General features: G+C 36.9%; 12 protein-coding genes. 5 read left to right on the top strand and 7 right to left on the bottom strand.

Annotated features, from left to right (window positions below; all coding sequences use genetic code 11):
- Positions 1-79 precede the first annotated feature (79 nt).
- The 3 genes from RIV7116_RS15610 to RIV7116_RS15600 all read right to left on the bottom strand — a co-directional run bounded on the left by RIV7116_RS15610 (position 80) and on the right by RIV7116_RS15600 (position 5,023).
- Positions 80-1,453, bottom strand: a complete 1,374-nt coding sequence (locus RIV7116_RS15610; protein WP_015119268.1) for a cation:proton antiporter — start codon at positions 1,451-1,453, stop codon at positions 80-82.
- 467 nt (positions 1,454-1,920) lie between these two features.
- A complete protein-coding gene (locus RIV7116_RS15605) occupies positions 1,921-3,633 on the bottom strand; it encodes a SulP family inorganic anion transporter (protein WP_015119267.1) in 1,713 nt (570 codons plus the stop codon).
- 517 nt (positions 3,634-4,150) lie between these two features.
- Positions 4,151-5,023, bottom strand: coding sequence for a shikimate dehydrogenase (locus RIV7116_RS15600; RefSeq protein WP_015119266.1), 873 nt, complete (start codon positions 5,021-5,023; stop codon positions 4,151-4,153).
- Between the two features lie 279 nt (positions 5,024-5,302).
- Between RIV7116_RS15600 and RIV7116_RS15595 the strand changes: the two genes are divergently transcribed.
- Positions 5,303-5,575 carry a hypothetical protein gene (locus RIV7116_RS15595; RefSeq protein ID WP_044290971.1) on the top strand — a complete coding sequence of 91 codons (273 nt, stop codon included), beginning with the start codon at positions 5,303-5,305 and terminating at the stop codon, positions 5,573-5,575.
- Positions 5,576-5,793: 218 nt separating this feature from the next.
- Positions 5,794-6,966, top strand: a complete 1,173-nt coding sequence (locus RIV7116_RS15590; protein WP_015119264.1) for a glycoside hydrolase family 5 protein — start codon at positions 5,794-5,796, stop codon at positions 6,964-6,966.
- Between the two features lie 179 nt (positions 6,967-7,145).
- On the opposite strand, the gene RIV7116_RS33925 is transcribed toward RIV7116_RS15590, so the two are convergent.
- Together RIV7116_RS33925 and RIV7116_RS15580 are read right to left on the bottom strand one after the other, a co-directional pair.
- Positions 7,146-7,577: a hypothetical protein gene (locus RIV7116_RS33925; RefSeq protein WP_015119263.1), complete on the bottom strand. Its 432-nt coding sequence runs from the start codon at positions 7,575-7,577 to the stop codon at positions 7,146-7,148.
- Between the two features lie 87 nt (positions 7,578-7,664).
- Positions 7,665-8,453, bottom strand: a complete 789-nt coding sequence (locus RIV7116_RS15580) for a glutaredoxin (RefSeq protein WP_015119262.1) — start codon at positions 8,451-8,453, stop codon at positions 7,665-7,667.
- A gap of 351 nt (positions 8,454-8,804) precedes the next feature.
- On the opposite strand from RIV7116_RS15580, the gene rppA reads away from it, so the two are divergent.
- The 3 genes from rppA (at position 8,805) to RIV7116_RS15565 (ending at position 11,497) form a co-directional block, all read left to right on the top strand.
- Complete coding sequence (gene rppA, locus RIV7116_RS15575) at positions 8,805-9,515, top strand: two-component system response regulator RppA (protein WP_015119261.1); 711 nt, start codon at positions 8,805-8,807, stop codon at positions 9,513-9,515.
- A 36-nt stretch (positions 9,516-9,551) separates the two neighbouring features.
- Entirely contained in the window at positions 9,552-10,910 is a 1,359-nt protein-coding gene (rppB, locus tag RIV7116_RS15570) for a two-component system sensor histidine kinase RppB (protein WP_015119260.1), read from the top strand.
- 68 nt (positions 10,911-10,978) lie between these two features.
- Complete coding sequence (locus RIV7116_RS15565) at positions 10,979-11,497, top strand: DUF411 domain-containing protein (protein ID WP_015119259.1); 519 nt, start codon at positions 10,979-10,981, stop codon at positions 11,495-11,497.
- 58 nt (positions 11,498-11,555) lie between these two features.
- Here the strand turns inward: RIV7116_RS15565 and RIV7116_RS15560 are convergent, their stop codons facing one another.
- Together RIV7116_RS15560 and RIV7116_RS15555 are read right to left on the bottom strand one after the other, a co-directional pair.
- Complete coding sequence (locus RIV7116_RS15560) at positions 11,556-12,335, bottom strand: transporter (protein ID WP_015119258.1); 780 nt, start codon at positions 12,333-12,335, stop codon at positions 11,556-11,558.
- A gap of 58 nt (positions 12,336-12,393) precedes the next feature.
- Entirely contained in the window at positions 12,394-13,767 is a 1,374-nt protein-coding gene (locus tag RIV7116_RS15555) for a hypothetical protein (RefSeq protein ID WP_015119257.1), read from the bottom strand.
- Positions 13,768-13,928 lie beyond the last annotated feature (161 nt).

The following is a 13,928-nucleotide window of genomic DNA, read 5'->3' as shown; positions in this document are numbered from 1 at the left end:
TTTAACTTACTCCGTCTAATAAAAAAAGCCACCATAACTGGTGACTTAATGATTTTTACACTAAAGAAATATTGAATCCTTAACTAGCAGCATCTGCTTCTTCTACAGCATCTTCAGATGCGTCTCCAAAGGAAAACCTCAGAAAAGGTGGCGCTAAAAACGTCGTCAAAATCACCATAATAATGATTGCAGCTTGCAAGGGCTTATCAAGTGCGCCGCTAGCTGCACCAATTCCGGCAAATACCAGTCCAACTTCACCCCGTGGAATCATTCCTACACCAATGGCTAAGCGATTAATTTCGGGCTTGCCGAAGACTGCCCAACCTGTAATTACTTTACCGATAATCGCAACTACAATCAAAAAGATCGCTAGAACTAAACCTTGACGATTTTCGGGAACCACAGGATTAAGTACGCTTAAATCAACTCTGGCTCCAACAGTTACGAAGAAAATTGGCACCAGTATATCTGCGATGGGAATTACTTGTTCGTCTAATTCATTGCGTGTATCGGTTTCATCCAAAACTAAACCAGCAGCAAAAGCACCTAAAATTGCTTCTAAGTGAATTGCATTGGCAACGAAAGACATAAACAGTGCAAAGATAAACGCGGGAATTACTATATTTCCTCTAGTTTGAAAAAATTCGGCACTCAAATGGAAGGCTTTATTGAAGAATTTGCCCAACAAAATTGAACCGATTAGAAAAGCACTGGCGCTAATAATTAGATAAATTACATTGAAGATATCAACTTCACCAGTTTTTGCTAAACTTGCTACTACTGCTAAAACGATAATACCTAAAACGTCATCAATTACTGCCGCACCAACGATAATTTGTCCTTCTGCTGATTTGAGATGTCCTAACTCCGATAAAACTTTTGAAGTGATACCAATACTAGTTGCAGTTAAAGCCGCACCTGCAAAAACAGCGGGAATTGTAGACACGTTAAACAAAAACATCAAACCCGCAGTACCAGCCACGAAAGGAGCAACTACTCCTACCACCGCCACAACAGCAGCTTGATAACCGACTTTTTGCAGTTCTCGTAAATCGGATTCTAAACCAATTTCAAACAGCAGAACAATTACACCTAATTCTGCCAAAATCGAAATTGCTTCGCTTTGGCTTTCAAATATTGACGTTACTGCTTCCGGGCTGATGTCATCGAAAAGTTGTAAAACAGTCATTAGTAACGAGTCGGAAGCACTCGCACCGGTTTCGGGGAACACTAGGAGATTTAGAGCCGAAGCACCGACTAGTACACCACCAACTAATTCACCCAATACTGGAGGGAAGTCGAGCTTTCTAGACAACTCACCGCCTAGTTTACTTGCAAGATAAATTACAATTAGACTCAGTAACACACCTGCAAGGACAATGGGTGCATTTTCAGCTTCTGCTGTTGCCAGTAAGTAATTGCTTGGCAGCAGCTGTTCAAGTGGATAATTCATCAACGTATCAACTAATTCTCCGGATAAAAGTTTTCTTGTCTTTGAGATTTTAAGCTAAAACACATTAATGCGAACCAAATATTAAATAGCTATTTCAAGAATGTGGTAGCAACTATGAGCGATCTAAAATTATCCTAACTCCCTTAATCCTTTATTTTCAATAATGTTGGATTAATCTCTTTTACTCATATCATTGTGTAAATTCTATGACTCACAATTTTGAGATGATGGATAAAGAATTTCGGTTTTTAAGCTTTCAATACAAAGTTTTGAATTCATAAAGCCTATTAAGTAATTTCAAATAACTTTAAAAATTTTTTAGTTGTATTTATCACTATTAAAGCGTCTTTATACTGCTTTTTTTAATTAGGAGTCGGTTCGTAGTAAGGACCGTATTTCCGCATTATTTAAGGAAGACAGTCATTACTACGAACAGTTTTGCTCTGCAAAATTAATTCGATGGTGTACTATCCCATTGCTGTTTCGTTAAAGCCAGTGGTTGGATAGTTGGGCACCTCATCGCTGGTATAGGTAACTAAGCTTAGCGCTTGTCTTAATGCTTCCTCGCGTGTTTCAAGTATGTGATGTGGAGGTAACACATTCAAGATGCCTAGTTTTTCCAGTCTTTGCTTAATCTTAGCTGCTGCACCAACTATGAATACATGACGACCGCTATCAATTGCTTCTTTAATAGCATTTTCTATCGCTAAAGAACTTGTTACACCAATGTGTGGAACTTGACTCAAGTCCAAAATCAATACGTCATGGTCTTTCATCGCGGTTTGTTCGCGGGCTATGGCTTTAGCAACACCAAATATCATCGGCCCTTCTAATTGGAACAGCAACACGCGATTGTTTGCTCTATCTAATAAATCTCTTTCTACATCATTTAAGATAATCGCATCGTCAGCATCGGTAACTGTCTTCACTTCTTCAGAACGAAGATTACTCAAACGTTCGATGGTCAAGATATTAGCAACGAATACCCCAACACCTACCGCAACAATTAAGTCAACGAATACGGTGAGAATAATTACACCGTACATAATCAACGCAGCTTTCGGAGATACCTTATGAGCGCGCTTGAGGAAGCTCCAGTCGATAATATTTATACCTACTTTCAGCGCAATAGCTGCTAATACTGCCAGGGGAATTACAGAAGTTAAAGGTGCAGCCCATAATACTATAACCAACAAAATCAAGGCGCGAGTTAAACCAGAAAGCGCCGTGCGAGCGCCTGTTTGAATGTTAACAACCGTTCCCATTGTCGCACCAGCACCGGCAATACCGCCGAATAATCCAGAAACGATATTACCTATACCTTGACCGATTAATTCTTTATTAGAATTGTGTTCCGTGCGAGTTAAACTATCAGCAACTACTGAGGTTAGTAGAGCATCAATACAACCCAACATACCCAAAACCAAAGCATCGATGAGCATGGTTTGGAATAGTTCTGGTCTAAGTGAAGGCATTACGAATTGGGGTAAACCGGCTTTGATTTCACCAATTCTGCGGATATCTTCTACATTTCCAAAGAAAACAAGAGAAACAACTGTTCCGATAACTAAAGCCGATAGCTGCGGGGGAATATATTTATTTATCTGCTTCGGAGAAAATACCAGAATGGCGATGGTTAATACCGCCAAAAAAGTTTCAATAGGTTGAATATTTGCAATTAAGTTAGGTATATTTGTGACCGTACCAATTACCCCACCCCCAGGACTTTTCTGTCCTAAAAACGGTGCTGTTTGCAGAATAATTAGAATTATCCCAATTCCCGACATGAAACCGGAAATTACCGTATAAGGCATTAAAGTAACGTATCTTCCTAACTTCAATGCACCAAGGGCTATCTGAATTATCCCAGCCATTACTACAACAGTAAAAGCCAATGCTAATCCACTTGCTCTATCACCCGTTGATGCAATCATCTGAGCAATAACCGAAGTCATTACCACGGTCATTGGACCGGTGGGTTCGGATATTAATGTCGGAGTACCACCAAATAATGCTGCGAAAAAGCCGACTAATACAGCACCGTAAAGACCTGCTGCAGGACCAGCACCAGAAGCTACCCCGAAAGCCAACGCCATCGGTAAAGCAATAATTGCCGCAGTTAAACCACCAAAAATGTCACCGCGTAGGTTTCTGAAATGGATACGATTGGTTATTTGCATTTTTTAAACATCATTTTTTAGTATCAGTTGTTTATTTCGTTCGATTGCTTGAACTATTCATTTTTCACTGATTCAGACAATAATTATCTATCCCTGCTCAAACATAAAAGCTTGGCAAGACATAAAAGAAAATATTATTGACAATAAGTTATTCGATTAGCAGCAAAATTCCAAACAAAACCCCGCTAATAAGTAAATATCATCTCAGAGAGTAAAAAAAACTATCTTATGGATGATTTTTTTTACTTCATCTTTTTGAGACCAGAACATAATTCAGCAAATTATATTGCGAATAAGTCTAAGTGAACCACAGATAGTCACCTTTATACTTTTTTAATGATTAGCATAGAGTTTCATCTATGAAAGTATTAATTGCTATAACCAATGATACGATAAATGTGTAAAAAGTAAATAAGTTAAGCTTTAAGAATTCCGATCGATGTTGAAGTTTTGACTTATAAAATGTCAGTTATGAGCTTTCAGGTGGCAATACCGCTTAAATTGATTATCTGTACGCTTACTTATAAAGCTGCTGCTGCAAGGTTTTACGCATTACATCGACTGGAACAGTTTCCCGTCGCAACCAAATTTTTAAAGCTGCTGCACCTTGTTGAACTAGCATTTCCAAACCGTCGATCGCAGTTTTATCTGCCTGCTGTGCGTATTGCAAAAATTTTGTCGGGCTGGGGGTATAAATTAGATCGTAGACAATTGTATCTTTAGGTAGATGCAAAAATAAATCTGCGTTGATTGGCGAATTGTCGATTTTGGGATACATACCTATGGGGGTTGTGTTTATTAATAAGTTTGCTTCTTTGATTATTTCTGGGATATATCCCCATTCATGAACTTGTACGTTTACTTTTAATGGAGACAATGGAGAGTCTTGCCAACTATCGCGAAATTCTTCTAATTTTTGCAAATTGCGCCCTACGACGCGAACCGATGCACAACCCAATTGAGTACAACCTGCTACAACTGCTCTAGCTGCACCACCATTACCTAAAACCAGTGCATTAGTTTGGCTCCAGTCTCTATCTAAGGATTGCAATGGTGCAATAAATCCTTCGACATCTGTATTTGTACCTATCCATTTATCATCTTTACGAACAACAGTATTAACTGCACCTACAGCCCTAGCGATGGGTTCAATATTTGATAGTTTTGGGACTATGGCTTGTTTGTGAGGAATTGTAGCGTTAAATCCTACAACACCAATAGCTGCAAATCCATCGAGAGCTGTTGCTAAGTTTTGGGGTTCGATGGGAAAGGGAAGATAAACATAATCCAATCTTAACTTTTCTAAGGCTGCATTATGCATTAATGGAGATAGGGAATGTTCTACCGGATGTCCGATTACTCCCAGTAGCTTAGTGTTACCTGTAATCATTTCTTAGTTGTTAGTTGACAGTTATTAGTTCTTAGCTATTAGTGCCTAATTATTATTAACTCATGAAAGGTAACCATTATTTCATTATGATTGCTTTATTTATTTGAGTTCAAAATACCTACAGATATATATAAATAGAAGTAGTATAAAAGTAAGTTTATACAGCGACACAACATACTAGCAGTAGAGTTTTTTTGACAAAAATTATTTTAATATTGGTGACATGAAAAGGCTTCACCAAAAATAAATAGTAATATTCTGGGTAGGTGTATTATGACAATGGAAAATTCATTATTTGACAAAGTGTTTCGCGATCGCGATGGCAATATTGTGATTGCTCAACCGCCAAACCCACCCTTGATTGCATGGGGTGTAGCGAGTTTACTCAAACTTGTTTTTAATAGCGGTCAAATTTATACAGGCTTGGACTTGCTTGCTTTTGGTTGCATATTTACTTGGGCTTGGGAAGAATTATTTCAAGGTGTTAATTACTTTCGTAGAGGTTTGGGCTTAATTGCTTTAATTGGGGTTCTCGGTTCCAGGATTTTTTGAATTCTTTTTCTGACAACCCGAGACAGACGTAGCAATTATAAATATATAGCAATGCTACGTCTTTACAGTTAAAATTCAACGCAGGTGCGAATATACTATTTTTTGCCTGTAGAAAATATTTATTTTAAAATTGTCAAAAACAACATAATAATAGTAATGGAACTTGTTTTATATCTAGCGTAATTCAGGTAAATCCATTAATCAGATATTATAGGTTGATGATATTGAAGAAAAAAGCTATCTCACTGATAATTATTTTTACTGTAACTTTATGTTTAACACCGATATTAAATCTATTCGTAAATGAAAACAATTTATTAGGTTTTAATAATATTTCAAATGCTCAAAGCAAGTACTTCCAGGTACATGGTACAAAAATAGTATCCCCTGAAGGCAGAGAGTTTATACCTATTGGTGCAAATATCAATGGTTGGAATTTTATGGGATGGGATGCCAAAGAACTTGGTGGTGCGGCAAAACTAGTAAATTCGATTCAAAATGATTGGAATTTTAATATTGTACGTGCAACAGTTGGTTTAAAAGAACAAATTTGGCAAGGTCAACGCATGTCACAATGGCAATGGTCAACACATCGAGAAATAGCTTTACAAAGTCTCGATAAGATTGTTGCAGCATTTACGAATAAAAAGATTGTTGTCATGTTAGAGGCTCATGACTGGACTTGCAGCTATCCTCAAGGAAATGATTTGCTGTTGTTGAATGATTTTTGGAAAACTATAGCCGAACGTTACAAAACAAATCCTTATGTTTGGTTTAATATTATCAACGAACCAGGAGTCGTATCCAAAGGAAAAGGAGTTTCTCCAGAATGGGTAAAAATCCACCAGGAAATGATTCGATTGATTCGCGATCGCGTTGGTGCGAAAAATCCGATTGTGGTTGATGCTGATAGCTGCGGACAAGATAGCGATAGCTGGGATTTAGAAATGGTAGATGAGAAAAGCAGCGCTATTTTGCATCAAGGATATAAACTAAAGTTTTTTGACGGCAAGAGTTACGAAAATATTATTTTTAGCCTTCACGTTTATGACCTTTGGGCGCATGGAAACAAAAAAATGGATGCAAAATTCATTGACTATCTTTATAGGGTACAGAAAAAAGGACATGCATTATTAATTGGAGAGGTGGGAAATGCTGGTGAAAATGATTTCAATCGTTTCCAAGCTCCGGGATTAGTATATCGAAATGCACTGCCGTTAAAAATTGGAATGTTAGCTTGGCATTTTCAACCCGGAGATAAATTTGGTCTTGTTTCCACCGGTAATAGATGGGGTTCGGAAATTGACAGTCAAACTAATCCTAGCAATCTTACCAAAGGTTTTGGAGAATATTTCTGGCCTTCCCGAGTTAAGCAAGCTTTGTCTAGTTAGTTGGAATTAGAGGGAATGCAGGGATGGGGAATATTTGTTCAATAAATATGATTGGTGGTGAGCATAATTAGTAATTAGTAATTCGTAATTCGTGATAAGGAGGGAGGAGGAAGAGGGGGTAGAGAAAAATTTATTTGTCTATACCCATTAAAAAATCAATTTTACCAACTGTTCACTGTTCACTGTTGTGAATCTTCTAACTTTACTTGCTTACCTTTATTGTCAGTACGATAAACTAAATCGCGCAGTCCATCATTAACTACAACTTTCCAACCAGGAACTATTACCTGAGCGCAAACTTTACCTGTTTGAGCTAAACCCAAACAACTGTCTCCCCAACTTTGTTTTTCTGCTTGAGTTATTAGCAATGCAGCTATGGGTTTACTAACACGCTGTGCAGCATCCGATAATACTGCACTTTTTACTGTGACGGGTAATTTATTGTTATTTGAATTAGGTATTGGAGTTGCTTCAACTTCTGAAGAATTTACTGTTCCAGAAGGGGCTTGAGTTGCTTCTAATTCTGAAATATTTGTTTGATTATCGGTACACGAAGTAGTAGAAAGTATCAGTAAACAGATGATAGAAACAAGTGTAATTTTACGAAGCACGTTAAGAACCCTTTGAATTAAAATACATTAAACATTAAACCAACTTCCACAAAAGCGGATGCATTATAATTTTAATTCTACCTAGCTTCAAGTATTTTGCGAGCTTAAGATTGCATTTGGTTCAACTTGTTTTAGTTTGGCTGCTTCAACTTCTCCGGTAGCAGCAGAATAAATCAGTGTTGCTCCCATAATTGCCATAATTGCATTTTCTGCAAAGCTGACAATTCCTAATGGCGCTTGGGAATTTCCTCCCACACAGGCACAATTAAGAGCCAATTTATCAATATATACTGCTTTCACCACCGAAATCGCTCCGCTGACACCAATAAATAAAGAAGTGATACCTGTTGCTAGTGGAGCAACCCCCGAAAGAAAACCGAGAGCAATTGCTAATTCCGCAAAAGGATATACTTTAGCGTAGGGTTTAATTTTCTTAGTTATTAAATCGTATTTTTGAAAGCTTTCAGCAAAGGATTCGATATCCATTAATTTTAAAGAAGCTAGCAGGGATAAAGAAAAACCCATAAATCCAGTGATTCCTGTAGTGGTTGCTAGAGCCATTAATCCTGCTGTTGAAAATATTGCAATAACCGGAATGTAAGAATATTCTGCTCCTTCGGCTTCAACGTCTAATTTTTCTGCAAGTTCGCTATAACCACCAATTATTTGATCGTCAAAGAAAATTTGCGGTGTTGTTTCAATGTGATATTTGGTTTTAAAAGCGTCTACTTGTTCGCGAGATGTTAGTTTATTATCTTCAAATTCAATTCCTTTTTCGTTAAGTAAATTAACTGCTTTTAATCCCCAAGGACATTCATGCTCTGGAGTAGACATTCTATATAGTTTTACTTTTTCTGCTGTTGTGATGTTAGACATGGTAATTGGTAATAGGGAATAGTTTTATTTAGAGTATTGTTTAATTTACTTGTTTCCCATCCAACTATGGAAATAAAAATATTTATAACTATTGATTTAGTCGATTTCATCTTGATTTCATCGCTTCATGTTATGCAAAATAAACTTTATTAACAAACGCAAAAAATGCTATGATTAAAAAAAATAATTAAAATTCTCAACTTACAAAAATAATTAAAATTTATTTTGTCAAAATATATATAATTACCAATTACCCATTACCAATTACCAATTACCAATTACCAATTACCAATTACCCATTACCAATTACCAATTACCAATTACCAATTACCAATTACCAATTACCATCGCATGAGAGTGCTATTAGTAGAAGACGAACCAGATTTGGGCGCAGCAATTAAACGGGTTTTAATTCAGAGAAAATATTTGGTTGACTGGGTTAAGGATGGTAGCGAAGCATGGGAATTTTTAGAAAATCAATGGACTAATTACACTTTAGCTATTTTTGATTGGCTGCTTCCAGGTATTTCTGGTTTGGAATTATGTCAAAAACTGCGTAATAGTAAAAGCGCTCTGCCAGTATTGATGCTAACAGCAAAAGATAGTATGGAAGATAAGGTGGCTGGATTGGATGCTGGTGCGGATGATTATTTAGTAAAGCCGTTTGGAATGGAAGAGTTATTGGCAAGATTACGAGCTTTGCAAAGAAGAGTACCATATTTTCAACCCCAACAGCTAACTATTAACGATTTAACTTTGGATTACGGTAGTAGCACTGTATTTAATAGTAAATCTCTAAAAGATAAGCAAGAAATAAGTTTGACAGCAAAAGAATTTCAGCTATTAGAATATTTTATGCAGCATCCAAACCAAATTTTAAGCACCGAACAAATTCGCAATCAGCTTTGGGAAGTAAATGCAGAGTCGAGTAGTAATGTAGTTGCAGCACAAGTACGTTTATTGCGAAGAAAATTAGCTCAAAGTGGTTGTGGCAATCCAATCGAAACTTTGCACGGTATGGGCTATCGTTTTAATATTCATGCTAATCGTATTTACAATTAATTATGCAAAATTAATTATGAAAAATTAACTATAAGAATGAAGCAAAATCAACTATTTGAGCGTACTCGAATCCGTTTAGCGTTATGGTACGCTATTGTAATGGGTTTGATTTTAACTGTATGTGGATTTGGTCTTTACATAACAGTATCTCATGCCCATGAAGTTGCTTTAGATAGAGAATTAGAGTTTATAGCCAAAACTTTACACAATAATTTAGAATCAAAGCTCAATCAGCCAAAACAATTATCACCAGTAGTCAAGGAATTACTACCAAATATTTGTATTGTTGAATCGGGTTGTATATCCCCACAAGTTAGTTCCCAAACAGATGTTTTAAACGCAATTAACCAAAACTATTATGTACGTTTATTTAACAATTCCGGTGATTTGATTGCAATTGCTGGCTCATTACCGAAAAAATCAAAGTTTCCCTTCCAAAATCAACTTTGGCAAACCATTAAAGACGATGCTGGTAACTCTTACCATCAAATTTCCCTGTCTTTGCAAGCAAAGAATAATCTTAACTGGGGATATTTACAAGTTGGACGAAATATTGCCGATGTTAACAGCTACATGGATGCAGTTAAATTAAGTTTGTTAATCGGATTACCAATGGCAATGATTATGGTTGCTATTGCTAGTTGGTGGTTATCGGGTTTAGCAATGCGACCAATTTATCAATCTTACAGGCAAATTCAGCAATTTACAGCCGATGCAGCCCATGAATTACGTACTCCTTTAGCAGCAATTCAAGCAACGGTTGATTCAGCATTTTTAGCACCAAATTTACATGCAGCAGAAATCTGGGATATTCTCCGAACAATAAAACGTCAAAATCAGCGAATTACTAATTTAGTTACAGATTTACTAATGCTTTCGCGCTTTGATAGAGACTCTATTTCTCTGCAAGTAGAAGTATGTTGTTTGAATGATATTATCAACGATTTGATCGAGGAATTTGCAGCAATGGCGATTGCGGCGAAAGTAAATCTAATATCTACAATCAAAGTTGATAAACCGATAAATATTATTGGTGATTCCGAGCAGCTTTATCGGTTATTTTCTAATTTGATAGTTAATGCGATTCAATATACGTCACCTGGTGGTAAAGTTGACGTTGTTTTAGAAAGTTATGAAAATGAAGCTGTAATTCAAGTAAGAGATACGGGGATTGGTATTCCCAATAGAGAATTATCTCACATTTTTGACCGCTTTTATCGAGTTAATGATGACCGCTCCAGACACACTGGTGGCTCGGGCTTGGGATTAGCGATCGCGCAAGCTATTATAAAATCCCATCGAGGTAGTTTGAATGTTGAAAGTGAGGTTGGGAAGGGTAGTATTTTTACAGTTGAATTAATTGGAAATAGGGGAGATGGGGAGAAAAGGAGATAAGGGGAGATTAATTATTAATTCTTAACTTCTTAATCTTCAATCTAAAATCTACAAGAGGTTTATGAAGAATGTCTATCTATATAATCAGAAGCATAATTATTTTAATAATGGCAGGAATATTTTACTGGCTGCCATTTACGGGAAATCAAGCTCAAGCAATGAAGAGCGTATGGGATAAAGAAACTCAACCGTTGTATTCAGGAGCCAAAGAAGTTACCGTTTATCGCAGCCCTTATTGTGGTTGCTGCGAAGACTGGGTAAAACACATGCAAAAACATGGTTTTAAAATCAAAGATGATATTAAAACTGAAGAAATGGCAGCCATTAAGCAAGAGTATAAAGTACCCCAACAATTAGAATCTTGTCATACCGCAATTATTGACGGTTATGTAATGGAAGGACATGTTCCTGCTGATGATATTAAACGTTTTGTCGCTCAATCTCCCAACAAAATAGGTTTATCAGTACCCGGAATGCCTTCAGGTACACCGGGAATGGAAATGGGGAATAAAAAAGATCCTTTTCCTGTAGTCTCTTTTAACAACAATGGAGAAATCCAAGTTTTTAAGGAATATCGCTCTTACTAAAAGTCAGAAGTTAGGAGTCTTGCATAATTATCTACCCCTCTTCCGCCTCTCTTAGCTCTCACAAAGACTTCTGAATACCACCCGTAACTCTAAAATCAGGAGAATCGTTATCTAAACCTATCCCAGCACCAACGCTCCAAACCGTTAAAGGAGTAACTTGTTGACGAATACCTAATTCCACAACATAACTATCTGCATTCTCTTCCTTCTCTTGTTCGTAAACAAAATCTGTTACCAAAATAGTTTGCGGATTTAAACGACGACTGTAACCAGCAACCGCTTTCACAACGCTTCTTCTTTCATCGTCTTTGTTCGCATCATTAAAGGTATAACTAGCATTGAGATGAAATCTATCTAAATTTGCACCAGTTCCCAATGTCTTAGTCATTATAAATTTAACGGTAGGGTCAATACCCGCACTACCTTCACTTGTAGGAGCATCCACCCCAACAGAAACAGCAAAAGCAGGAGTTTTCAAAGTTTCGGTATTGAAATTGTAGAAAACTTCCACTCCCACATCTCCAATACCATCCGAATCATCGCCCTTTTGAAACGGAACCGCAATTCTACCCTGCCAATTAGGAGCAAAACCATATTCTAAACGCGGTTCAACAACAAAACTATCTTTACCATTAATCCGGTCATATTTTACCGCACCTTGTAATTCAATACCTTGATAGGGAACCGGATAAGCATCTTCAACTTCCGTTGGTAATCCTTCTTCTAAATTTAAATGATCCGCAGCTACAACCGTATCAGAAAATAAAGCAACAGCAGCTATCCCCAAAAATAATTGAGCTAGAAATTTACCCGTATATTTACAATTATGTCTATTCATTTAACCCTACCTGCTCGCCTATTTTGATGATTGATTAAACCTTTATTACCTATCTCTCTTAATCTCTTTGCTCCGCGATTTTATTAATCCTTAATTTGCGAGAAGATAATATATTTTTTGCAGAAGGTTCAATATCCATTGAAATAGGCTCAATATCGGGCAAGCTGCCGTATTTTTCCCGCCAACCATCAAGCATAATGTTCACCATCATCGGATTAATTTTTCCTGGCTGCATTGCTTCCGGTGACATTTTCATATTTGGCATCAAAACCTTCATGGCATCAATCCAAGAACCCGGAATTTCCCCTTCTTGAATACCCGGTGTTAACTTCATTTTCAACTGAGCCATGATTTTTTGATGCATTTCTTGATTCATATTTCCGTGCATCATCGGCATCATTTCCATTGCCATTTCCATCATCATCCGCGTCATGGCACCATTGGAACTTTTTGCCCATTCGTCATAAACTAAAGGATTAAAATTAGGTTTGGGAACATTAAATTTACGAACTAATTTTTCATCTCCCGGTTGATAGCTCAAAGCTTTTAATACCCGATAAAGCTCAGCGCGCTTTTGCTTAATTGTCCAACCTTCATAGGCAAAAATATCGTAGGTAATACCGTGAAGCATATGCAAATTATCAAAAACATTCGCCGTTTCTGGAGATAAACGACTGTATCTTGGCGCTCCTTCACGACTTAACAACATTCGCATTGGTGGATTTGGAACAACTTGATTTTGAAACACATCTTCCATTTTTTGAATCATTGCATCCTGCTCCTTATCGTTTCCACCAATCATCATTGATTCGTAAACCGCAGGATGCCACCAGTGAGCGGCATAAAAGAAGTTATTATTTTGAGGATAATAATTGCGAGTTAAAGTAAAATAGGGCTTCATCATTACCCCAGCGCGACGCATGGTTACATCTAAAGGTGCTGGAGAAAAAGCTATATTTTTATATTTATTTTTATATATTTCATAGGCTTCCTTAAGTGCTTTTCCCTTCTGATTCCAAGCAATATCTTTATCTGACATGACATCTTCAGTCATTTCATGCAGTAGATGAATAGAATCGATAGTACGGAATAGTTGCCAAGTTGCTCGTGCTGTATATGGTGCGTATAATTCCATTGTTGGTTCAATACGCGGTGGTTTTTTATAGAAATTAATAACCTGTTTGTACAGCTTCTTATCTTCGGCTGCATGATTTTCAAAAGCAGTTAACAGTAAAACATCGTGTAACTTACTGTGAGCAAAATGCAATGCACTAGCAACTCTATAACTGCGTCGATGACGGTTATAAAAAGATAATCGGTAAGGCGTGCGCGGATGTGCGACGGAATTCCGCTGCTGTGCTTGTGCAGCAGGCAATATTCCTATGACAACTACCACAGCGATCGCCATGTTTTTTAATAACTGATTTTTCATATTTAACTAGCTACTTGACACAATAACTAGTTTGGCAAGCACTTATGAAATAGGTATGAAATCTTATTTCTATTAATTTCTTCCCGGTTGTGAGATTACATGTAAAAAATATTTTTTCTCCCGCCCTCTCATACAATAGGTAATTTTATAAGAAGACAAGA

Origin of the sequence: Rivularia sp. PCC 7116 (genome assembly GCF_000316665.1) — a bacterium.
GTDB lineage: Bacteria > Cyanobacteriota > Cyanobacteriia > Cyanobacteriales > Nostocaceae > Rivularia.
Note: the sequence above shows the minus strand (reverse complement) of the source record. Positions and strands in the feature narration are given on the sequence as shown.